Here is a 22,624-nt window from a genome sequence, read left to right on the forward strand (position 1 = left end):
TCCCCTTATCGTCCTCACCGCGGCACCTGAATTCGAACCTGAAAGACACCGTCTTTACAGCCGCTTTGGAACTGCCCCTGCACATCGTGCAGCAAGCTCAGGCGGTCACGCACATTGGCCAAGGCGACGCCATGGCCGCGCTCCCCCTGACCGGCCGGCACTGTGTTCGTGACTTTGATGACCACCATCGAGCCACGGCATTCCGTAGAAATACGAATATGAGCGCCGTTTGCGCTGGGTTCTACGCCATGCTTGACCGCGTTTTCAACCAGCGGTTGCAGCAACAAGGGAGGCAATCGGGCGCTCGACGCCCTGGGGTCCAACGCCCATTCCAGCTGAATTCTGTCGCCGAATCGCACCTGTTCGATAGCCAGGTAGCGCTGCGCCAAGGCAATTTCGTTGGCCAGCGTCACGGACTCGCCCTGCTCCACCAAGGCATGACGAAACAGGTCACTCAAATCCTCCAACATCGCCTCGGCCTTGGCAGGCTCAGCCCGAACCAGCGAAATGGCGCTATTTAAAGTATTAAATAGAAAATGAGGGCGAATTCGGGCCTGTAGTTCAGTCAACCTGGCAGCCGTTGCGGCCGGTGTTTTCCCCTTGGCGCGTAGCACCAATGCGGCCACGAGCACAGCAGACAGCAACGCACCCATGAACGCACTGGCCAGCCAGGGCACGGGGTCCAGCACCCCCACCATCGACAACACCCCGCAACCATAGAGCCCGGCCAAGGCGCCCAGCAGCACACCGGCCAAATGCTGCAGCGGCGTATTCAGTCGCGCGAGGCCTTTTTTCAAACTGCAAGCGATGATCAACCACAGCAAAGTGGCCGGCAAGGCCCCCCCCGTGAGCAGCGAAACTTGCGTCAGCCAGCCAAAGGCCGTCGTGGTGCCAAACATGGCTCCGACGGCAACGACGGCTTCGACAAACAGCACCGCTCGCAGGACCACCCCCACATGGCAGGCGTCAAAAACAAGCACCTGCCCCAACCCCGGCTCGGCAGGCGCCGGGGCCAGTTCATGGAAGGCCGATAAAATTTGGGTGTCTTTCATCAATAATCAGTAGGTGTTCACCGGACATGCGCGCAGGCTGCGCGAATCCGATTATTGATGAACTGTTGCTGCAAGCTCAACCCCAAACATCGGCCCGTTCAGCGCGCCCGACCCAATACCTATGTCAAACAACCAATTTGAAAAGAAATCCGAAGCCTGGTCGGCTCTATTCTCAGAGCCCATGAGCGACCTGGTCAAGCGCTATACCTCCAGCGTTTTCTTTGACAAACGCCTGTGGCAGGCCGACGTCACCGGCTCGCTGGCCCATGCCGAAATGCTGGCAGCCCAAAACATCATCAGCGCAGAAGATCACAGCGCTATCCAGGACGGCTTGAGCACCATCGCCAAAGAGATTGAAGCCGATCAGTTCGAATGGAAGCTGGACCTGGAAGACGTGCACCTCAACATCGAGGCCCGTTTGACTGAGTTGGTAGGCATCGCCGGCAAGCGCCTGCACACCGGGCGCAGCCGCAATGACCAGGTCGCCACCGATGTGCGCCTGTGGTTGCGCAGCGAAATTGACCTGATCAGCGGCTTGCTGTCTGACCTGCAAATCGCCTTGATCGAAGTGGCAGAAAAGAACGTTGAGGTGATCCTGCCCGGCTTCACTCACCTGCAAGTGGCCCAACCCATCAGCTTTGGGCACCACATGCTGGCCTATGTAGAAATGTTCAGCCGGGATGCCGAGCGCATGGCCGATGTGCGTCGCCGCACCAACCGCCTGCCCCTGGGCGCCGCCGCTTTGGCTGGCACGAGCTACCCATTGGACCGGGAACGCGTGGCCAAAACACTGGGCATGGTCGACGCACAAGGTGTCGCACAGGTTTGCCAAAACTCGTTGGACGCCGTGAGCGACCGTGACTTTGCCATTGAATTCACCGCAGCCGCCTCGCTGTGCATGGTGCACATCAGCCGCTTCAGCGAAGAATTGATTTTGTGGATGAGCCAGAACTTCGGCTTTGTGCAGATTGCCGACCGCTTCACCACTGGCAGTTCCATCATGCCGCAGAAGAAGAACCCCGACGTGCCCGAGCTGGCCCGCGGCAAGACCGGTCGCGTGGTGGGCCACTTGATGGGCCTGATCACCTTGATGAAGGGCCAGCCTCTGGCCTACAACAAGGACAACCAGGAAGACAAAGAACCCCTGTTTGACACCGTGGACACACTCAAAGACACCTTGCGCATCTTTGCCGAAATGGTGGGCGGCCAGTTGAACGCCAGCACCGGTATCAAAGAAGGCGGCATCACCGTCAAGCCCGAAGCCATGGAAAGCGCCGCTCTCAAAGGCTACGCTACCGCCACCGATTTGGCGGACTACCTGGTCAAGAAAGGCCTTCCCTTCCGCGACGCCCACGAAACAGTGGCGCATGCCGTGAAGGCAGCCATCGCTCACCAGGTAGATTTGTCCGAGTTGCCACTACAAGTACTGCAGGGGTTTAATGCCAACATTGAGAAAGACGTGTACGACGTGCTCAGCCTGCGCGGCTCCTTGAATGCCCGCAACATTTTGGGCGGCACCGCGCCGGTGCAAGTGCATGCGCAAATTGCACGCCACCGTGCGCGGCTGGCCTGAAGCGCTTGAGCGCAGCCACCGCGCGGGCCCCCTGTTGAGCTCGAACCGGCCATGAACGAACTGGCGGCCAGCCAAATCACGCTGGTTCGCGCCGTGGAAGAGGCCGATTCGGAACGCCAGATCCTGAGCGACGACGACCGTTTGTACGCCACACGCAGCGCCCAGGAGCTGGCGCGTTGGGAGGTCGCTGACACCAAGTCAGACTTCACACCAGCGCTGTTCCTGCAAAAGCGGGCCGAGCAGGTTGTGATCAAGCTTGTGGAACGGCACCCTGCTTTTGCCCGTCTCACAACACCTCGCGGCTGGACCAGTCTGGTGATGGCAATGCTGCCGACTCTGGCGCTATTGACCGGGGTGTTGGTGGATCGCGTGACCAACCCGCACCGGGTGGACCTGCTGTCAGCGCCCCTGATCCTGATTCTTCTCTGGAATCTCGTGGTGTACCTCTGGCTGTTGGCTTGGTGGTTGGCCGGGCTGGTGAGAGACTCGCCGCGCTCTCCTTGGAGATGGACGGGAAACTGGCGCCCCAAGACCACAGGCCTGTCGAAATTGCCACCGCCGCTTGCCAAGGCTGTCCGCCAATTCGCCGCTGAATGGCTGCGCTTGAGCGCGCCACTGATGCAAGCACGCATCTCGCGCGCCATTCATTTGAGCGCTGCCCTGTTCGCCGTGGGCGCCATTGGCTCGCTGGCGCTTCGCGGGCTGTTCACGCAATACCGGGCGGGCTGGGAAAGCACATTTTTGGGTGCCGAGCAGGTGCACGCCCTGCTTGACGCTTTATTCACTCCGGCGATGGCCCTGTTTTCACTACCCGGTTTTTCACTGGCAGACGTGCAAGCCCTGCGCAATACGGCGTCTGCCTCGCCCGACACGGGCGCGCAATGGGTGGTGCTCTATGCCGCCACACTGTTTTTGATGGTGGTACTGCCCCGGATGGCGCTGGCCGCCATGTCCTGGATGTCGGAGCGCCGCCTGCGCCAGCACCTGCCGGTTGATTTGACACAGCCGTATTTCCGTAAGCTCACCGCCCATCTGGATGGCGCAGCGACGGCTTGGGTACAGGTGTTTCCCTATAGCTTTGCCGTTGATGCCGCCCACCAACAAGGGCTTTCACAGCTGGCAAAGGTGCATTGGGGTGACAACGCTCAGGTCCAGTGCCAGGCCAGCACGGCCTATGGGGACGACGTGGCGCCCCCAATTAATAACGCTGCTGCGGCACCAGCACTTACGGTCGCACTATTCAACCTCAGCGCCACCCCCGAGCGGGAAAACCATGGGGAATTCTTGGATCAACTGGCCATCGCTCACGGGCGAAAAATGGCCCTTTGGGTGGACGAATCGGCCTACCGTGAACGAGTGGGCCGGCAAGCTGGCGGCGCTGCTCGGGTGGGTGAGCGGGTCGCACTATGGCGTCAATTTGGTGAGCTTCACCAGTTACCGGTTACCATCGTCAACCTCCTGCAACCGACTCACCACCCCATTGAACCGGGTGCCGTATCACGGCTATCACCATAACCACTGAAGCCGTTCAAATCCAGCTGGCCCTGATCTCCCACACCAATGCGGGCAAGACCACATTGGCCCGTACGCTGATGGGCTTGGACGTAGGCGAGGTCCGTGATGCCCCCCATGTCACCACGCTGTCCGAGTCCCACACCCTGCTGTCGACCCCCACGGGTGATTCGCTGCAGCTGTGGGACACGCCTGGCTTTGGTGATTCGGTTCGGCTATTCAAACGGCTCAACGCCTCTGGCAATCCGATTGGCTGGTTCATGCGCGAAGTTGTGGACCGCTACGCTGACCGGCCTTTCTGGCTCAGCCAGCAAGCCATTCGCACCGCCAAGGAAGCAGCGGACATCGTGCTGTACCTGGTGAACTCGTCTGAAGACCCGCAGGATGCCGGTTACCTGGCGTCCGAAATGAAAATTCTGCAGTGGCTCGGCAAACCGGTGGTCATTTTGCTCAACCAGATGGGCGCACCCCGCCCGCACGACGAAGAAGCGGCGGAAATCGCACGTTGGGCCACACATCTTTCGGTCTACCCAGTGGTGAAAACCGTGCTGCCCCTTGACGCCTTTGCCCGCTGTTGGGTGCACGAACGTGTTTTCTACGAGGCCATTTCCCAATGGGTTGCCCCGGACAAGCAAAACGCCTACGCCCGCCTCTACGCCACTTGGACAGAAACCAACGAGACTCGCCTGCAAGCCGCCATGGCGTTGATTGCGGGCCAAATCATGGCCGCGGCTCACGACAAAGAGCGCTTTGCTGAGAAAGACAGTGCGATGTTGGGAACCGTGCTGAGCGCCATAGGCCTGGGCAAGCGGCGTGAACACAAGCGCCAACTCAAGGCCATGGATGCCCTGATGCTGCGACTGAACCAGAACATTACCGCCACCACCGCCAGCCTGCTCAAGCTCTACCGCCTTGACGCGGGCGATACTCGCGAGATCAATGAGCGCGTGCAAGAAGTCTTTGTGGTGCGAGAGGCGTTGGACACCACACAAGCCGGCTTGCTGGGTGGCCTGATTTCAGGCGCAGCCACCGGGCTGTCGGCCGACATCATGAGTGGGGGCCTCACCGTTGGCGCAGGCGCCTTGATTGGCGGCATTGTGGGCGCCATGACGGCAGCGGGGGCCGCGTGGGCCTTCAACGCCAGCACCGACCGGAACGACCCCAACGTGCGATTCTCATCCGAGTTTTTGCGCACCCAAGTGGTCGCCGGCCTGCTGCGCTACCTCGCCGTTACCCACCACGGACGCGGCCGTGGCAAGTTCATTGAATCTGACGCGCCAGCCTTCTGGCAAGCTGAAGTGGAGGCCGCCGTACTGACGCATGAGGAAGCGCTGGCCGACGTGTTGGACAGTGCGCCTAACCCCAGCACCACTGAATCTCTCGTGCCACTGACGGAGGTCCTGAACGCCATGGCGTTGGCGATCTTGGACCGGCTTTACCCGCGCGAGTAATTGCCCTGCTGCCAGAGTGACAAATGCTGGGGCAGTGACTCCAGCGACTGAATCACCTTTACCCCGGACAGCGCCCGCTGGGTGAGAGACGGGTGACTCCCACCTGCCCAAATGACGGTCGCGGGCGACAACAACGCGCGCAGTTCACTCAAACCTGACGTTAACGCGCGCGCCGCAAACACGGGCGTGAAGCTCAGGGCCACGATGTCTGCACGGTGCGCGGCTGCGGCTTTGGCAATGTCGGCAATCGGTGTTTGTGGCCCCAAAGACAGGCACTGGCAGCCTTCCAAGGTCAGCAGGGTTTCTGCCATCAACAAGCCCAGCGCATGGGGTTCACCCGGGAAACTGGTCAGCAAAACCCTGGGCATCCCAGACGCAACGGCGACTGGAATACCCGACATCGCCTGGCGCAGCACGCGGGAGACGCACTCGGTGTAAATATGCTCTTCAAACACCTGAAAGCGGCCGTTCATCCAGGCCTCGCCCACGGCGGTGGTCAGCGGTGCGACCAACTGGGTGACAAAACTGACCAGCCCTGAACGCGCCGCCGCCTGGCTTAGCAGTTGCCTCAAAGCGGGCGCGTCGTGCGTCTGAATGAGATCAAGGCACGCCAATAGATCTGAGGTATGGGAATTTCCCCGCGCAGGCAATGTCTGCGCCTCAGGCGGCACAGCCAAAGCCTGCAACGCACTCATGTCCAGCGCCACGATGCCGCCCGGGCGGTGTCCGGCATCCATCAGACGCCGAATAACACGCAAGCGCTCCACTTGATCCGACGGGTAAGCCCGGTCCCCCGCCGTGTCTCGCTCGGGCTGCGGGAACCCATAACGACGCTCCCAGACGCGCAGTGTGTCTTTGGACAGCCCTGTGGCCCGCTCCACTGCCGCGATGGAGCTGTGGGGAACGGTATCCAGCACGCGCTCAGTCATTTCTTTTCCCGAAAAAAGTGAATCCAAAACCTATTGAAAGACGTATTCAACATAGACCTCACTAAAATTCAGTTAGACAAAATATGTTTAAATGATAACATTGTCCTAGACAAATAAAGAGAATGTCTAATGAAGAATCAACTACCAGACAGCCATTGCAACAACCGTCAGCGCAGGAAGCAGCCATGAAAATCGCCATCGTCGGGTCCGGCATCTCCGGTTTGGCCGCTGCGCACCGGTTGAACGCAGAGGCCAACATCACCTTGTTCGAGGCCGGCGATTACTTTGGCGGCCACACCCACACGGTGGACGTCACGTTGCCCACGCCACAAAGCGAGGTGACGCATGGCGTGGACACCGGCTTCCTGGTGTTTAACGAACGCACCTATCCGCAGTTGATCGCTTTGTTTGCCGAGTTGGGCGTGGCCACCGCTCCGTCCGAGATGTCGTTCTCGGTCAAAGTACCGGGTGCTTTGAAGGGTCGCACGCTGGAGTGGAGCGGCGCCAACTTGTCAACGGTGTTCTCTCAGCGGCGCAATCTGCTGAACCCGCGTTTTTTGCGCATGCTGGCCGACTTGGTTCGCTTCAACGCACTCACCACCCGTATCGCCCTGGCTCAGGAAGAGGCCGCACTGATGCAGCCCCTGGGGGAGTTTTTGAGCACCCACAAGTTTGGACAAGCCTTTAGAGACTGGTACTTTTTGCCCATGTTGGGCTGCATCTGGAGCTGCCCGACGGACCAGATGCTGAAGTTCCCGGTGGCGACACTCATCCGCTTTTGTCACAACCACGGGCTGCTGCAGGTCAGCAATCGCCCGCAATGGCACACCGTGCGCGGCGGCGCCAAGCACTATGTGAACAAGATCGTGGCGCCTATTGCCGACAAACGATTGAACACCCCCGTTCGATGTATCGAACGCGACGCCGCTGGCGTACGGGTCATGACTGACGCGGGCACCGAGCACTTTGACCGTCTGGTGCTGGCGACGCACTCTGATCAGGCTCTGGCCTTGTTGGGCAGCCCCTCGTTGCAAGAGCGTGAAATTCTGGGCGCCATACGCTACCAGCCCAACCATGCGGTACTGCACACCGACTCCTCGGTGCTGCCGACACGGCGCAGCGCTTGGGCAGCCTGGAACTACGAGCGGGCGGCCCAGTCGGACCAAGAGTCGGCCCAAGTGTGCCTGCACTACCTCATCAACCAGCTGCAACCACTGCCCTTCAGCCAGCCCGTTGTGGTGTCGCTCAACCCTGTGCGTCCCATCGAGAAACGTTTTGTGCTGGGTGAATACTTTTACGACCACCCGGTCTTTGACCTGCCCGCCCTGCGCGCGCAACAGGCGCTAGGTGAGTTGCAAGGCCAGCAGCACACCTGGTTCTGTGGCGCATGGACAGGCTATGGTTTTCACGAAGACGGCCTCAAGTCCGGCCTCTCCGTGGCGCAGCAATTATTGTCCGAGGTTCGGGCGCCTTGGGCGAACGCGGCATGACCACCCCAACCGCCACCATGGCCGGCCCCTTGATTGGGTTTGGGCAGGTGCGCCACACCCGGCTGCGCCCACGCCACCATGCGTTCGCCTACCCCACCTGCTTTTTGATGTTGCCCCTGCGCCATCTGCAGGCCAACCCATCGGCGTTGGCGGTGAACCGGACAGGCTTAATCAGCTTTCATGACCGTGACCATGGCGACGGTCGCAGCGCGGCCGAAGGCGGAGCCCTGGCCTGGGTCGAGGGCTTGCTGCAATCCGAAGGCGTTGGCGACGCGAAAGGCGAAATCTGGCTGCACTGCTACCCCCGCGTGCTGGGCTACACCTTCAACCCGGTGAGCTTTTGGTACTGCCACCGCGCTGACGGCGAGTTGCGCGCGATTGTGGTCGAGGTCAACAACACCTTTGGCGAGCGCCACTGCTACCTGTTGGACGAGCCGCGTTACGGCCAGGAACTACAAGCCCGCAAGGTGTTTCACGTGTCGCCGTTCTGCGCCGTCACCGGCGACTACCGGTTTCGCTTTCTTCGCACCCAACACGGCGACGAAGACCGAACCGTGGTGCGCATTGACCATGACAACGCCGACGGCCCTCTGCTGCAAACCAGTGTCAGCGGCACCTTGCTGCCGGTGACACCCGCGACCTTGCGCCGCGCCTTGTGGGGCTACCCGGCCCTGACGTTGGCCGTGATGGCCCGCATTCACTGGCAGGCACTTCGCCTGTGGTTCAAACGGGTGCGCTTTCACAGCAAGCCCACCCCACCCGTTACCCCCGTGAGCCGATAGGCCCCGATAGATTCATTCCCCGCTCAAGGAGACTTCCATGAACACCACCACTGCCACCCACGCTCCTCGCACCTGGCCGGCGAATATTCCAGCCGCCGCCCGAACCGGACTGAAATTACTTCAGCGCATTCAGGTCGGCTCACTGACCGTGCAACTGCCTGACGGCTCGCTGCAACACTTCGGCCAGCATGAAGGGCCGGCGGCTAGCATTTGTCTGCACAACTGGCAGGTTTTCAGCGCCTCACTCAAGTCAGGCGACATTGGCTTTGCAGAGAGCTACATTGCCGGCGACTGGAGCACCAGCCACCTCACCGACTTGCTGGCACTGTTTGTGGCCAACCGGGTGCACATTGAAGAAGCCATTTACGGCAGCTGGGCCGGGCGACTGTTGTACCGGCTCAAGCACCTGATGAACCGCAACACCCGCGCCAACAGCCAGAAAAACATCCACGCGCATTACGACCTGGGCAATGCCTTTTACAAACTCTGGCTGGACGAGACCATGAACTACTCGTCCGCCTGGTTTGAAGGGCACGCTGACGGGGACCTGATCACCGCCCAAAACGCCAAGGTACGCCGCGCCCTGAAACAAGCCGGCGTGAAGGCGGGCGACAGGGTGCTGGAAATCGGTTGTGGCTGGGGCGCATTGGCTGAAATGGCAACCACCGAGTTCGGCGCATCCGTGGCAGGGGTGACTCTGTCCACCGAACAACTCAGTTTTGCCCAAGACCGCATGGCGAAACTGGGCGTGGCGCCTGCTGGCAGTGGTGCTGCCGTCAGTCACGACCTGCGCTTACAGGACTACCGCGACATTCAGGACGGGCCGTTTGATGCCATTTGCTCCATTGAAATGGTCGAGGCCGTGGGTCGCGAGTACTGGCCGACCTACTTTCAGGCGGTTAAAAAGCTGTTAAAACCCGGAGGAAAAGCCTGCATTCAAAGCATCGTGATTGATGACAGCCTGTTTGACCGCTACATCGGCTCCACAGACTTCATCCAGCAGTACATCTTTCCCGGTGGCTGCCTGCCCTGCCCCAGTGAGATCCGCCGCCAGGCGCAAGCAGCTGGCTTGGAGGTGGTCGAAGAGTTTTCTTTTGGTCAAGACTACGCACTGACTCTGCGGCACTGGCGCGAGCGGTTTTTGGCGCACCGCGCCGAAATTCTTCAACAGGGCTTTGATGAACGCTTCATGCGCATCTGGGAGTTCTACCTCTGCTACTGCGAAGCCGCCTTCACCATGAAAAACACCGATCTGGTGCAGTACACCTTGGTTCGGCCATCGCTATGAAAAAGAGAGCTGCTCTCGCTTTAATTGCGGGGACTACAACCACTTTTTGCTTAAGAACTTGGGCCAGCATGGCGCCGGACGCAGCACCCCCATTGCCCGGCCTTCGAGCCGCCGGACAAGGCACGTTGCGGTTTTGGGGCTTTGACATCTACAGCGCTCGACTGTGGGTCAGTCCCGGTTTTCAGGCCGACCGCTACGCAGCCCTCCCGCTCGCCTTGACGCTCGCTTATCAGCGTGATTTCAGCGCGCAATCCATTGCCGAGCGCTCCTTGACCGAGATGCAGCGCGTTGGCGACTTCAGCCCAGCGCAAGGCACGCGCTGGCGTCAAGCCCTGCAAGCTGCCCTGCCCGAAATCAAGGCGGGCGACCACCTCACCGGCTTGTTCCAGCCGGGCGGGCCGGCCGTGTTTCAACTGAAGGGGAAAACCGTGGGCGAGGTGAGCGACCCCGCCTTTGGCCCCCTGTTCTTCGGTATCTGGTTGTCGCCGCGCACCTCCGAGCCCCGTTTGCGCGAGGCCCTGCTGGCCCTGCCCGGAGCACCCCAGTGACCCAAGCCGCCACCGTCACCTTGCGCCATGGCCTGAGCTATGGCTTGCTGGGCCTGCCTCTGGCGTTTGTAGCGCTGCCACTGTATGTGTTGCTGCCCAACCATTACGCACGCGAATTCGGCATGCCGCTGGCTACGCTGGGTGCCGTGCTGCTTCTGGCCCGCTTGTTCGATGCCTTCACCGACCCGTTGCTGGGTCGCCTGAGCGACCGCCTGTTTGCCCGTTCACGGCGCGCCGTGCTCATGATGGGCGGTATTTCAGCGCTGATTCTGGCGCTGGGCATGCAGGCCCTTTTCTTCCCCCGAGTAAGCACGCCTGAAGCGCTTCAGTACTGGGCGCTGGCTTGTTTGTTGGTCGTCTACACCGCCTATAGCCAACTCAGTATTTCCCACCAATCCTGGGGCGCTCGCTTAGGGGGCGGCGAGCTGCACCAAGGCCGCATCGTGGCTTGGCGGGAAGGGTTGGGGTTAGTGGGCGTGCTGCTGGCCGCTGTGCTGCCCTCGGTCTTTGGCTTGCCGGTGATGATCGGCGTGCTGGCTGTGGCGCTGGCGGTGGGCTGGCTCGCGTGGTCCCAAGCGCCTGAACCGCAGCGCAGTGAGACCCCTTCTTTGACAAGTGCACCGCGCGCCAGCCTGTGGCACCCGTGGCGGCAGTCGGGCTTTCGGCGTTTACTGACCGTCTTCATGCTCAATGGCATTGCCAGCGCGATTCCTGCCACGCTGGTGCTGTTCTTCATTCAAGACCGCCTGCAGGCACCCGCCGCTCAGGAACCCCTGTTTTTGGGCGCCTACTTTTTATCCGCCGCACTGTCGATCCCGCTGTGGATCAAGGCCGTGGCTCGTTGGGGCCTGGCGCGCACCTGGCTGGCAGGCATGCTGTTGGCCATTGCGGTGTTTGCGTGGGCGGCGGGACTGGGACAGGGTGATATCACCGCCTTCTTGATCGTTTGCGCCCTCTCGGGGGTGGCTCTGGGCACCGACCTGGCTCTGCCCAGCGCCTTGCTTGCGGGCGTGATTGCGAAGCAAGGTGACCAAGGTCGCCTGGAAGGCGCGTACTTCGGTTGGTGGAACCTGGCCACCAAGCTCAATCTGGCACTGGCAGCGGGGTTGGCCCTGCCGCTGCTCGACGCCCTGGGCTACACGCCTGGTGGTCGCGACCCGGAGGCACTTCGCACCCTGGGTCTGGCCTATGCCGTGCTGCCCTGCGCGCTCAAACTGGCAGCCGCTTTGGCCCTGTATTTTTTGTTGATTCGCCAGCCCCAGCCGGGCCGGCACCTGTTACCGAAAGGGAATTCCTGATGCAAAGACGTCTTCTTCTCTCCAGCGCTGTCGCAGCACCCCTGGTACTGGCCGGTTGCGCCGGCCCCAAAATGTCTGACTTCCTGGGTGAAAAACCCACGCTCGACCTGGCCGAGTATTTCAATGGCCGCATTGATGGCTACGGCATGTTTCAAGACCGCAGCGGGCACGTCGTCAAACGATTCACCGTGGTCATGGACTGCAGCTGGCAGGGCAACAAAGGCGTTCTGGACGAAGCATTCACCTATTCAGACGGCACCACCGAGCGCCGCGTCTGGACCCTGATCCGTGGCGAGGGCGGCACCTACACCGGCACAGCAGGCGATGTAGTGGGCGTGGCGCGTGGCCAAACATCCGGCAACGCATTCCATTGGAACTACACCCTGAACCTGCCAGTGGACGGCAAGACCTGGGAAGTTCAATTGGACGACTGGATGTATTTGATCGATGAGCGCACCATGCTAAACCGTGCCACCATGAGCAAGTTTGGCGTGCGCCTGGGCGATCTCACGCTGTCATTCACCAAACGTTAAAGTCGCCACCCATGAGTCTGAACCCCAAAATACCCAGCTGGACCGGCCGGCGCGTCTGGCTGCTGGGCGCCTCCAGCGGCATTGGCCGGGCCACTGCATCAGCACTGCATGCGCAGGGCGCCCAAGTAGTGGTGTCTGCCCGCAACGCACAGTCGCTCGCCGACTTTGTGGCCGAGCACCCTGGCAGCCTCGCTGTAGCGCTGGACGTGACTCAGGACGACGAGGTCAAGGCCGCCGCGGCACAACTGCTGGCCAGCGGAGCGTTGGATTTGGTGTTTTATTGCGCCGGCACTTACCAAGATATGCGCGCCACCGAGTTTGATATGGGCGTGATGCTGAACCACCAAGACGTGAACTACACCGGCGCCTTGCGGGTGCTCGACGCGGTGCTGCCGACCCTACTGGCAGCAGCGAAAAAAGGTGCGCCCGCCCACTTCAGCGTCATCAGCAGCGTGGCCGGCTTTGGTGGCCTGCCCAAAAGCCTGGCTTATGGCCCCACCAAGGCGGCGCTGATCAACCTGGCCGAGACCTTGTACCTGGACTTGCATGATTTGGGCGTGGGCATCAGCCTGGTCAACCCCGGTTTTGTGGCCACGCCGCTGACCGCCGGCAACGACTTCACCATGCCCGCGCTGATGGCTCCCGAAGACGCCGCCCAGGCCATTCTGCGCGGCTGGACGCGGGGTGACTTTGAAATTCACTTCCCCAAACGCTTCACTCGCATGATGAAGTTTCTGAACTTGCTGCCCTACAGCGGCTACTTTCCGGCGGTGCGCCGTTTCACCGGGCTATAAGCCATGACCCCCGCTTTTGAACACCCTACTGAACAGGCCGTCACCGGCATGGTGGCCTGGTTTGAGCAAATTTCACCAGCCGACCTGACCCGGTTTGGCACGTATTACGCAGCACAGGCCCGATTCAAAGACCCGTTCAACGAAGTGCAGGGGTTGGTTGAAATTCAGCGCATTTTTGCGCACATGTTTGAGGCCTTGCACGAGCCACGCTTTGTCGTCACGGCTCGTGTGGTGCAAGGTCAGCAGTGTTTCCTGACCTGGGATTTCCTGTTTCGCTTCAAGGGTTTTCAACAAGCCACCCTGCAAACCGTGCGAGGCGCCACGCATTTGATTCTTGATGAGCAAGGTTTGATCACCCTGCACCGCGACTACTGGGATGCAGCCGAAGAGCTGTACGAAAAATTCCCGTTGGTGGGCGGCTTGATGCGCTGGCTCAAAAAGCGCGCCAACAGTTAACTTGCCTCAAGCCTTGAAAGTTGACAGCAGGATGCTGGTCTCAGTGGTGGCAATACCTTCGATCTGACGAATGGTGTTGAGCACCCGGTCAAACGCCTCCAGCGTGTCAGCGCGTAGCTCGGCCACGATGTCCCAGCGCCCATTGGTGCTGTGCAGGGAATACACGCTGGGGTGACCGCGCAGCTTGACCATGATGTCGGTGGCGCGGCTCCCCTCCACCGCAATCGTCATCATGGCGCGCACCCGGTGCCCGTCGGTGGCGGCTTTCAAGCGCACGGTATAGCCCTGCACGGTGCCGTCGCTCTCCATCTTGGCCAGCCGGTTTTGCACGGTAGCGCGTGCCACCCGCAGCTTTTTGGCCAAGGTGGCAACCGGCAAGCGCGCGTCGTCGCGCAACAGCCCCAATAACTCCCGATCCAGATCGTCCATCATGCACCTCAACGCGTCAAAAGATACAAAACGCCCATTTAATATTATCAAATAGACAAATTACAAAACTAATTGTGACATTTTGGCCGCTTCCGTATAGCTGAGCTTCAAAGAACAATCACCGCCATGCCCGCTCAAGTGAACGGGCACACCCCCCTTCACCAGGACACGTTCATGCGCCCTATTCGCTCCATTCAGGCCCCCAGCGCGGTGGTCATGGTTCGCCCACACACCTTTTCACCCAACCCCGAAACCGCCGCCGACAACGCCTTCCAGCGCACGGCCGCTCTGGAGGCGGCTAGTAGCACTGCAGTTGCGGCCTATGCGGAGGTGACGGCGGCCGCGGCGAAGCTGGAGGCCAATGGCGTGACGGTGCATTTGTTTGACGACACCGGCACACACAACACGCCGGACTCGGTGTTCCCCAACAACTGGTTCTCCACCCACGCGGGCGGGCGCATTGCGCTGTACCCCATGTACTCGCCCAACCGCCGCCGCGAGCGGCGCGTGGATGTGGTCGAGATGCTGAAGGCCAACTACCGGGTGCAAGACGTCATCGATTACTCCGGTCTGGAATACGACGACCTGTTTCTGGAAGGCACCGGCGCCATGGTGCTCGACCATGTGGACCGCGTGGCGTACACCGCTCGTTCCAACCGGGCCAATGCCGTGGCGCTGGAGCGGTTTGCCACCCATTTCAATTTCGAGCCGATGGTGTTTGACGCGGCTGACTCCCATGGCCAAGCGCTGTACCACACCAATGTGCTCATGTGCGTGGCCACTGAATTCGCCTTGGTCGGGTTCTCCATGATTCAGAACCCCGCCCGACGCGAAGAAATCCGGGCCCGCCTAGCGGAATCCGGTCGCGCCATCATCGACCTCAGCACTGAACAGATCGCCGAGTTTGCCGGCAATGCGCTGGAGCTGACCGGCCGAGAACGCCGCCTGCTGGCCCTCTCGACGCGGGCTCTAAACAGTTTGCAGCCCGCGCAGATTGCGACCATCGAGCAGTCTGTTCAATTGCTGCCGCTGGACGTTCCCACCATTGAATTGGCAGGCGGCTCGGTGCGCTGCATGCTGGCTGGCATTCACCTGGCCCGCCGGGCGCGCTGACCTGCCCCCCCTTAAGGCGGGCTTAAGCAGCTTGAGGCATCATGTTTCTTGATCAAAGGAAGGGAAACATGCGACTGCTTCTGGTTGAAGACGACATCATGATTGGCGAGACCGTGCTGGATGTGCTGCGCGCTGAACATTTTGCCGTCGATTGGGTGAAGGACGGAGCCATGGCCGACACCGCGTCGCGCACCCAGCACTACGACTTGATGCTGCTCGACTTGGGCTTGCCCAAACGCGACGGCCTGGACGTTTTAAAGGGCCTGAGACAGCGGCAGGACCGCACCCCGGTGATCGTCGTCACCGCGCGCGATGCGGTTGCCGACCGCATTGCTGGTCTGGATGCCGGTGCCGATGACTATGTGTTGAAACCGTATGACCTGGATGAACTGCTGGCCCGTATTCGTGCCCTCATTCGCCGTGGCGCGGGTCGCCCGGACCCCGTGCTGGAGATCAACAACATTCGATTGAACCCCATCACGCACGAAGCCCAGCGTGACGGCCTACCCGTGACGCTGTCTGCCCGTGAGTGGGCGGTGCTGGAAGCGCTCATGGCGCGCCCCGGCATCGTTTTGTCGCGCGCCCAACTAGAGGAGAAGCTGTACAGCTGGAAAGACGACATCAGCAGCAATGCCGTTGAAGTCTATGTGCATGGTTTGCGCAAAAAACTGGGCAGTGAGCTGATTCAAACCGTGCGCGGTCTGGGCTACGCCCTGGCATCCACATGACAAGCGCCTCCACTAAGATCAAAACGGGCCACTCCCTGCGGCGCCGCCTGCTGGTCTCTACCATGACCGCCGTGGTGCTGGCTGCTTTGCTGCAAGCCCTTTCAGCCTACCGGGGTGCTTTGCAGCAAGCGGACGAGATGTTCGACTACCACCTGCAGCAAATGGCCTATTCGCTGCGCGGTGGCCCCGCGCTGGGCACCCCTTTTCTGGAAGATCCGCGCGACACGGCTTCAGGCTATGTGATTCAAATCTGGGGCCCCAACGGCGTGCAGCTGTTTCGCTCTGGCCACTCGGCGCTGCCCCCCCGTGCGGTGCTCGGATTTTCAGACGTGCAATTGCAGGGAACTCAGTACCGGGTGTACTCGCTGCAAACGGCCTACCAAACCATCCAGATCGCCCAGGACATGAGCGCCCGAACGGCCCGCGCCCGTGCCCTGGCATTTCGCGCCATGCTGCCCATGGCCTTGATGGCGCCACTGTTGTTGCTCATCCTTTGGTGGGTGATTCGCCGCTCCTTGCTGCCGCTGGAGCGAACCCGCCAGCAAGTCGCCAGCCGTGCGGCAGACGACCTCTCTTCCCTGTCTCAAGTGGGGCTGCCCGATGAAGTCTTGCCGCTGGTCGATGAATTGAACCTGCTGTTTGCGCGGGTGCAAACCGCTTTTGATGCCCAAAAATCGTTTGTAGCCCATGCGGCCCACGAGCTGCGCTCGCCGCTGACCGCGCTGAAGGTGCAAGCCCAGGCGCTCAGCCGAGCCCCGGACGAGGGGACCCGTACGCTGGCGATCACCCGGCTGAATCAGGGTATCGAGCGGTCCATCCAACTCATGAATCAATTGCTGCTGCTGGCCCGCCAGGGCGCAGACGACCCCATTGGCGCCGATGGTCTCCCTCAGGACCTGGCGACCCTCACGCAGCGCGCACTGACGGATGCTCTACCACAGGCACAACTGGCGCAGATAGACCTTAATTCAGGCGATTTGGCCCCCGTCTACATACGGTGCGACGGTGACGCCGTGCTCATCCTGCTGCGCAATTTGCTGGAGAACGCCCTCAAGTACACACCGGCAGGCGGGCAGGTCACCATTGAGCTGAATCGGGTAGATCCGGGCTACGTCAAGCTGCTGGTGCAAGACAGCGGCCCCGGTATTCCAACCCCTGAGCGCGCGCGGGTCTTTGAGCCGTTCTACCGAAGTCCCGATTCCGTTGCCACCGGCACCGGCTTGGGGCTCGCGATCGTCAAGGCGATCGCCGAGCGGCACCATGCCACGGTACGGTTGGGCGAGTCGCCCACCTTGGGAGGCCTGCGGGTCGAGGTGAGGTTCCCCGTGGTGCAACCCAGATAGCCCATTAGGCGGCCCTGCGAGCCTACGCGGTGGCTGGTGGGTGATTTTCGTCCTAATGAGCTATCTGGGTTTAAGACTCACCTAAGGCTGGGTGCCCATAGTTGAGTCATCGGAATCACTCAACTCAGGAGCACCTCATGAAACTCAACTCTTTCAAAAGCAGTCAGCTGGTTTTGGCCCTGGTGGCCGCTGGCGCCATCGGTGGCGCCAGTGTCACCGCTCTGCAGCACATGGGCTCTGCCCAAGCAGTTTCTGCCCCCGCCGTCACCACCCTGGTCAACCCGGGCGTGACTGTGCCCGACTTTGCCAAAATCACCGCGCAATACGGGCCGGCAGTGGTGAACATCAGCGTCACCGGCATGGTCAAAACGTCCGATGAAGGCCCGGTAGTCCGGCGTGGCGGCCGGGAAGACCCCTTTGGCAACGATCCGTTTTTTGAATTTTTCCGGAAATTTCAACCCAATGGGCAGGGGCAGTCTCAGCAACCCGACACACCGTCACGCGGCCAGGGGTCCGGCTTTATCGTCAGCGCAGACGGCATCATCCTGACCAACGCCCATGTGGTGCGGGATGCCAAAGAGGTCACGGTCAAGCTCACCGACCGACGGGAGTTCGTTGCCAAGGTACTGGGCTTCGACACCAAAACCGATATTGCCGTCCTCAAAATCGAGGCCAAAAACTTGCCCACCGTCACGATTGGAAAAACCAGTGACCTGCGTGCGGGTGAATGGGTGCTCGCGATTGGCTCGCCTTTTGGTTTCGAGAACACGGTCACCGCCGGAGTGGTCAGCGCCAAAGGTCGCTCCTTGCCGGATGACAGCGCTGTGCCCTTCATCCAGACCGATGTCGCGGTGAACCCCGGCAATTCCGGCGGGCCGCTGTTCAACAGCCGGGGCGAGGTCGTGGGTATCAATTCCCAAATCTACAGCCGAAGCGGTGGTTACCAGGGCCTGTCGTTTGCCATTCCCATGGACCTGGCCAGCAAAATCAAAGACCAAATCGTGGCGCACGGCAAGGTGGAGCACGCACGCCTTGGCGTGTCGGTCCAAGAGGTCAACCAGGCACTGGCGGACTCGTTCAAATTGAGCAGCCCCGAAGGCGCCCTGATATCCAGTGTGGAAAAAGGTGGGCCTGCTGACAAGGCCGGACTGGAACCTGGCGACGTCATTCGCAAAATGAACGGGCAGGCCGTGGTGTCCTCGGGCGATCTGCCGGCGGTCATCAGCCTTGCCACGCCGGGGGACAAAGTTCAGTTTGAGATTTGGCGCAAAGGCGAGTCCAAAACCATTGAGGCCCAGTTGGGCAATGCCAATGAAAAGGCGGCCGATGTGGCCAGCGCAGACCCTGGCACACCGCAGGGACGGTTGGGCCTGGCATTGCGTCCACTTCAGCCTGACGAACTGCGAGCCTCCGGCTTGCCTTCGGGACTTTTGATTCAAGATGTCCAGGGCGCTGCGGCTTACGCCGGCGTGCAAAGTGGTGACCTGCTGCTGGCCGTCAATGGGCAGGTCGTGAGCAGTGTGGAGCAGGTGCGCTCGGTTGTTGCCAAGTCGCAGAAATCCGTCGCCCTGTTGATTCAACGCGGTGAAGACAAGATTTTTGTACCGGTTCGTCTGGGCTAAATCCGGCCATCTGATTTTGAGGGAGCAGCCGCTGAGAACCCCTCCCGGACTCTCAGCGGCTGAAGGAACGCGTCTGCGCTGCAGACGGAGCGCCGCCGTTCTCGCCCTTGCGCCTTCCGGCCATTGCCCTGAGCGATCAAGCTTTTGCAATCGGGATGTAGATCTCGCCGCCGCCACGCTTGAACTCTTCTGACTTGGCGTCCATGCCTTCAGCCAGTGCCTGCTCGTCCGTCACACCTTTGATCTTGGCGTACTCCCGTACCTCTTGCGAAATCTTCATGGAGCAGAACTTGGGTCCGCACATGGAGCAGAAATGCGCCACTTTGGACGAGTCTTTTGGCAGGGTTTCGTCATGGAAGTCACGTGCGGTGTCAGGGTCCAGCGACAGGTTGAACTGGTCCATCCAGCGGAACTCAAAGCGGGCTTTGGACAAGGCGTCATCACGGGCGCGCACGCCGGGGTGGCCCTTGGCCACGTCGGCCACGTGGGCGGCGATTTTGTAGGTGATGATGCCGACCTTCACGTCGTCACGGTCAGGCAAACCCAGGTGCTCTTTGGGCGTCACGTAGCACAGCATGGCGGTGCCAAACCAACCAATCATCGCCGCGCCAATGCCGCTGGTGATGTGGTCGTAGCCGGGTGCGATGTCGGTGGTCAGTGGTCCCAGTGTGTAGAACGGGGCTTCGTGGCAGTGCTTGAGCTGCTCGGTCATATTGGCCTGCACCATGTGCAGGGGCACATGGCCAGGGCCTTCGATCATGACCTGCACATCTTGCTTCCAGGCTTGCTGTGTCAACTCACCCAGGGTGCGAAGTTCGGCAAACTGGGCTTCGTCATTGGCGTCCGCGCCAGAACCGGGGCGCAAGCCATCGCCCAGCGAGTAACTCACGTCGTAGGCCTTCAAAATTTCAGTCATCTCATCAAAGTGGGTGTAGATGAAATTTTCTTTGTGGTGGGCAATACACCACTTGGCCATGATGGAGCCCCCGCGTGACACGATGCCAGTCATGCGTTGGGCGGTGAGGTGGATGAAGGCCAGGCGGACACCCGCGTGCACGGTGAAGTAATCCACGCCCTGCTCCGCCTGCTCGATGAGCGTGTCACGGAAGATTTCCCAGGTCAGGTCTTCGGCCACGCCGCCTACCTTTTCCAGCGCCTGGTAAATCGGCACCGTGCCAATGGGCACGGGTGAGTTGCGCAGAATCCAGTCGCGGGTAGTGTGGATGTTTTTGCCAGTGGACAAGTCCATGACAGTGTCTGCGCCCCAGCGGATCGACCACACCAACTTCTCAACCTCTTCCTCAATGCTGGAGGTGACCGCCGAGTTGCCAATGTTGGCGTTGATCTTGACCAGAAAATTGCGCCCAATCGCCATCGGCTCGATCTCGGGGTGGTTGATGTTGGCCGGAATAATGGCGCGACCACGGGCGATTTCATCACGCACAAACTCAGGCGTCATCACGCGGGGAATGCTGGCGCCAAAACTGTTGCCCGCCAGGCGCGCCTCGCGCTCGGCATTGCCGGTGTACTGGGCCATCCATTCGAGCTTCTGGTTCTCGCGAATGGCCACGTACTCCATCTCAGGGGTGATGATGCCTTGACGGGCATAGTGCATTTGAGACACACTGCCACCCGCTTTCGCACGGCGCGGCTGGCGCTGCAGGCCGGCCGCTTGGGCGCGCAGCAAGGCCAGCGTTTCGGTCTCGCCGTTTTTCAAGCCATCGTCCAATGCGTAAGGGGTACGGCCCGTGTACAGCTCGGTGTCGCCGCGCTTCTCAATCCAGCTGGAGCGCACGGTGGGCAGACCCTGGCGCACGTCAATGTGGGCGGTGGGGTCGGTGTAGGGGCCCGAGGTGTCGTACACAGAGACAGCTTCCCCGTTGGTTTGCATGATTTCGCGCATGGGAACATGCACATCGGACTGCGCGCCGGGCACGTAAATTTTGCGCGAAGCCGGCAAGGGCTTGCGGGAAAGGCTCAGTAACTGAGTGAACTTGTCGGGGGCATTCATCGCGTGTTCTCCTGAAAGGTGGGCCAAACGCTCCGGAGAAGAGCCGTCAACCAATCACGCGAACCAGGGAGGACACACCACGGCCCAGAAATAGCCCGAAGAAAATTCGGGTGGGCGCACAAATATCAGGTGTTTTGCTCTTCTTACGCCGGTATTAACCGGATCAAGTTCGCGGGTCTGGTAATCCATCTCAGCGCTACTTAGCGCACCCCGGGCAAGGCGAAGTCTAAGCGATGATGGCCGGGCTGGCGCGCGTTCGACTTGACTCGCCGGAGATTTGCTATAATTTTAGTAGCACTTTACGCAGATCAGACAAGGGCTGCAAGCACTTTTTACTTAAAACAATTTTTTATTTCAACGATCAACCCAAAATTACAGGCTGGTCAGGCCCAGCAAAATCACGGCCACCCCCATGACCAACGTGGCCGCCCAGCCAAAGAATCGGTGACGCTGGCTGATCGTGAGCTTGCCCATCAGGCGCTCTGACTGACCAATCCACATCAACGCGGCCATGATGGGGACCGAGATCACGCCATTGACGATGGCGCTCCAAACCAAGGCCTGAATCGGGTCAACCTCCAGATAACCAATCAGCGACCCAATGCCGGTCGCAGCCATGATGATCAGGTAAAAACCCCGTGCCTCTTTGAAGCCATGCGAGAGACTCGCCTTCCAGCCATAGAGTTCACTCACCGCATAAGCCGCCGAACCTGCCAACACCGGCACCGCCAACAGGCCGGTGCCAATAATGCCCAGCGCGAACAGGGCAAACGCAAACTCACCCGCAATAGGGCGAAGCGCCTCGGCCGCTTGCGCCGACGTTTGAATATGGGTGATGCCCTGCATGTTCAGCGTCACGGCGGTCGCCACCACAATGCACAAGGCAATCACGTTGGAAAACGTCATGCCGAAAAAGGTGTCCTGCTTGATGCGAAACAAATGCTCCGCCGCATATTCAGGGTGCGCTCGCAGGGCCTGCGACTCGGGCCGACGGTTGTTGTCCTCCACCTCCTGAGCGGCCTGCCAAAAGAAAAGATAGGGGCTGATGGTGGTGCCCAGAACGGCTACCACCATCGCCATGTATTCCTTGAGCGACAGATCAGCCGGGAAAAACGCCCAGGGCTGCAGAGACTCCTGAATCAGCCGGTGAATCGGCACCGACACACTCAAAATCACCGCCACGTAGGCAAACAGTGACAACGTGAGCCATTTCAGCAAGCGAACCGTTCGTTCATAAGAAAAAATGACCTGCGTGGCCATGCAAAAAGCGCCAAACCCAAACACATAGACCGCCAGCGAGCCCCCTATCAGCAGCCGAACCGCCTCGGCCATGGCCCCAATGTCAGCGGCAATGTTGATCGTATTGGCCACCACCAGCAAACCCACTAACACCGTGGTCAGCCAACGGGGAAACAACTCGTCGATATTGGCCGTCAAACCGCGACCCGTCACCCAGCCAATGCGGGCCGACAACATCTGAATACCAATCATCAGCGGCGTGGTCAGCAGCAAGGTCCAAACCAGCCCAAACCGGAATTGGGCACCGGCCTGAGAATAGGTGGCAATGCCACTGGGGTCATCGTCCGCCGCGCCCGTGATCAGGCCTGGCCCGAGCCGCTGAACAAACGCTGCTGTTTTCTTTTGTTTCACTGTCGCAGTCCTGAGTTTTCGT

Annotated in this window: 20 protein-coding genes and 1 riboswitch; of the genes, 15 read left to right on the forward strand and 5 right to left on the reverse strand. The window is 60.5% G+C overall.

What is annotated here, in order from left to right; genetic code table 11:
* Window positions 1-14: 14 nt before the first annotated feature.
* On the reverse strand, window positions 15-1,052 hold the full coding sequence (locus J8G15_RS09225; RefSeq protein ID WP_210547182.1) for a histidine kinase: 1,038 nt from the start codon (window positions 1,050-1,052) through the stop codon (window positions 15-17).
* Window positions 1,053-1,173: 121 nt separating this feature from the next.
* Here J8G15_RS09225 and argH point away from each other — a divergent pair, with 121 nt between their 5' ends.
* The 3 genes from argH (at window position 1,174) to J8G15_RS09240 (ending at window position 5,588) form a co-directional block, all read left to right on the forward strand.
* Complete coding sequence (gene argH, locus J8G15_RS09230) at window positions 1,174-2,625, forward strand: argininosuccinate lyase (RefSeq protein WP_210547183.1); 1,452 nt, start codon at window positions 1,174-1,176, stop codon at window positions 2,623-2,625.
* Between the two features lie 51 nt (window positions 2,626-2,676).
* Complete coding sequence (locus J8G15_RS09235; protein WP_210547184.1) at window positions 2,677-4,140, forward strand: DUF2868 domain-containing protein; 1,464 nt, start codon at window positions 2,677-2,679, stop codon at window positions 4,138-4,140.
* A gap of 62 nt (window positions 4,141-4,202) precedes the next feature.
* The gene (locus tag J8G15_RS09240; protein WP_370627528.1) at window positions 4,203-5,588 is read left to right on the forward strand and encodes a DUF3482 domain-containing protein; all 1,386 of its coding nucleotides are present in this window, start codon (window positions 4,203-4,205) and stop codon (window positions 5,586-5,588) included.
* Here J8G15_RS09240 and J8G15_RS09245 read toward each other — a convergent pair.
* The gene (locus J8G15_RS09245; protein ID WP_210547185.1) at window positions 5,573-6,517 is read right to left on the reverse strand and encodes a MerR family transcriptional regulator; all 945 of its coding nucleotides are present in this window, start codon (window positions 6,515-6,517) and stop codon (window positions 5,573-5,575) included. The genes J8G15_RS09240 and J8G15_RS09245 overlap by 16 nt on opposite strands.
* 185 nt (window positions 6,518-6,702) lie before the next feature.
* Here J8G15_RS09245 and J8G15_RS09250 point away from each other — a divergent pair, with 185 nt between their 5' ends.
* The 8 genes from J8G15_RS09250 (at window position 6,703) to J8G15_RS09285 (ending at window position 13,706) form a co-directional block, all read left to right on the forward strand.
* Window positions 6,703-8,007 (forward strand): NAD(P)/FAD-dependent oxidoreductase, encoded by a 1,305-nt coding sequence (locus J8G15_RS09250; protein WP_210547186.1) that lies wholly within the window; start codon window positions 6,703-6,705, stop codon window positions 8,005-8,007.
* The gene (locus J8G15_RS09255) at window positions 8,004-8,789 is read left to right on the forward strand and encodes a DUF1365 domain-containing protein (protein WP_210547187.1); all 786 of its coding nucleotides are present in this window, start codon (window positions 8,004-8,006) and stop codon (window positions 8,787-8,789) included. Before J8G15_RS09250 ends, J8G15_RS09255 begins: the two co-directional genes overlap by 4 nt.
* Window positions 8,790-8,826: 37 nt before the next feature.
* The gene (locus J8G15_RS09260) at window positions 8,827-10,077 is read left to right on the forward strand and encodes a cyclopropane-fatty-acyl-phospholipid synthase family protein (RefSeq protein ID WP_210547188.1); all 1,251 of its coding nucleotides are present in this window, start codon (window positions 8,827-8,829) and stop codon (window positions 10,075-10,077) included.
* Between the two features lie 68 nt (window positions 10,078-10,145).
* Window positions 10,146-10,625: a chalcone isomerase family protein gene (locus J8G15_RS09265; RefSeq protein WP_240538498.1), complete on the forward strand. Its 480-nt coding sequence runs from the start codon at window positions 10,146-10,148 to the stop codon at window positions 10,623-10,625.
* On the forward strand, window positions 10,622-11,923 hold the full coding sequence (locus J8G15_RS09270; protein WP_210547190.1) for an MFS transporter: 1,302 nt from the start codon (window positions 10,622-10,624) through the stop codon (window positions 11,921-11,923). The genes J8G15_RS09265 and J8G15_RS09270 overlap by 4 nt, the downstream gene beginning before the upstream one ends.
* Window positions 11,923-12,456, forward strand: coding sequence for a DUF3833 domain-containing protein (locus tag J8G15_RS09275; RefSeq protein WP_210547191.1), 534 nt, complete (start codon window positions 11,923-11,925; stop codon window positions 12,454-12,456). Before J8G15_RS09270 ends, J8G15_RS09275 begins: the two co-directional genes overlap by 1 nt.
* Before the next feature lie 11 nt (window positions 12,457-12,467).
* Window positions 12,468-13,250, forward strand: a complete 783-nt coding sequence (locus J8G15_RS09280) for an SDR family oxidoreductase (RefSeq protein ID WP_210547192.1) — start codon at window positions 12,468-12,470, stop codon at window positions 13,248-13,250.
* 3 nt (window positions 13,251-13,253) lie between these two features.
* Window positions 13,254-13,706, forward strand: coding sequence for a nuclear transport factor 2 family protein (locus J8G15_RS09285; protein ID WP_210547193.1), 453 nt, complete (start codon window positions 13,254-13,256; stop codon window positions 13,704-13,706).
* 6 nt (window positions 13,707-13,712) lie between these two features.
* On the opposite strand, the gene J8G15_RS09290 is transcribed toward J8G15_RS09285, so the two are convergent.
* Complete coding sequence (locus tag J8G15_RS09290) at window positions 13,713-14,135, reverse strand: Lrp/AsnC family transcriptional regulator (protein ID WP_210547524.1); 423 nt, start codon at window positions 14,133-14,135, stop codon at window positions 13,713-13,715.
* Window positions 14,136-14,309: 174 nt separating this feature from the next.
* Here J8G15_RS09290 and ctlX point away from each other — a divergent pair, with 174 nt between their 5' ends.
* The 4 genes from ctlX to J8G15_RS09310 all read left to right on the forward strand — a co-directional run bounded on the left by ctlX (window position 14,310) and on the right by J8G15_RS09310 (window position 18,941).
* Window positions 14,310-15,248, forward strand: coding sequence for a citrulline utilization hydrolase CtlX (gene ctlX / locus J8G15_RS09295; RefSeq protein WP_210547194.1), 939 nt, complete (start codon window positions 14,310-14,312; stop codon window positions 15,246-15,248).
* A gap of 68 nt (window positions 15,249-15,316) precedes the next feature.
* Complete coding sequence (locus J8G15_RS09300; protein ID WP_210547195.1) at window positions 15,317-15,976, forward strand: response regulator transcription factor; 660 nt, start codon at window positions 15,317-15,319, stop codon at window positions 15,974-15,976.
* Window positions 15,973-17,319 (forward strand): ATP-binding protein, encoded by a 1,347-nt coding sequence (locus tag J8G15_RS09305; protein ID WP_210547196.1) that lies wholly within the window; start codon window positions 15,973-15,975, stop codon window positions 17,317-17,319. Before J8G15_RS09300 ends, J8G15_RS09305 begins: the two co-directional genes overlap by 4 nt.
* Before the next feature lie 137 nt (window positions 17,320-17,456).
* The gene (locus J8G15_RS09310) at window positions 17,457-18,941 is read left to right on the forward strand and encodes a DegQ family serine endoprotease (protein ID WP_210547197.1); all 1,485 of its coding nucleotides are present in this window, start codon (window positions 17,457-17,459) and stop codon (window positions 18,939-18,941) included.
* A 136-nt stretch (window positions 18,942-19,077) separates the two neighbouring features.
* Here J8G15_RS09310 and thiC read toward each other — a convergent pair whose 3' ends face one another.
* Entirely contained in the window at window positions 19,078-20,952 is a 1,875-nt protein-coding gene (thiC, locus tag J8G15_RS09315; RefSeq protein WP_210547198.1) for a phosphomethylpyrimidine synthase ThiC, read from the reverse strand.
* Between the two features lie 122 nt (window positions 20,953-21,074).
* A riboswitch (TPP riboswitch) is annotated at window positions 21,075-21,175 on the reverse strand.
* Between the two features lie 149 nt (window positions 21,176-21,324).
* Window positions 21,325-22,602: an NRAMP family divalent metal transporter gene (locus J8G15_RS09320; RefSeq protein ID WP_240538499.1), complete on the reverse strand. Its 1,278-nt coding sequence runs from the start codon at window positions 22,600-22,602 to the stop codon at window positions 21,325-21,327.
* Window positions 22,603-22,624: the final 22 nt, after the last annotated feature.

The organism is Rhodoferax sp. PAMC 29310 (genome assembly GCF_017948265.1).
In the GTDB taxonomy this organism is placed as follows: domain Bacteria; phylum Pseudomonadota; class Gammaproteobacteria; order Burkholderiales; family Burkholderiaceae_C; genus Rhodoferax.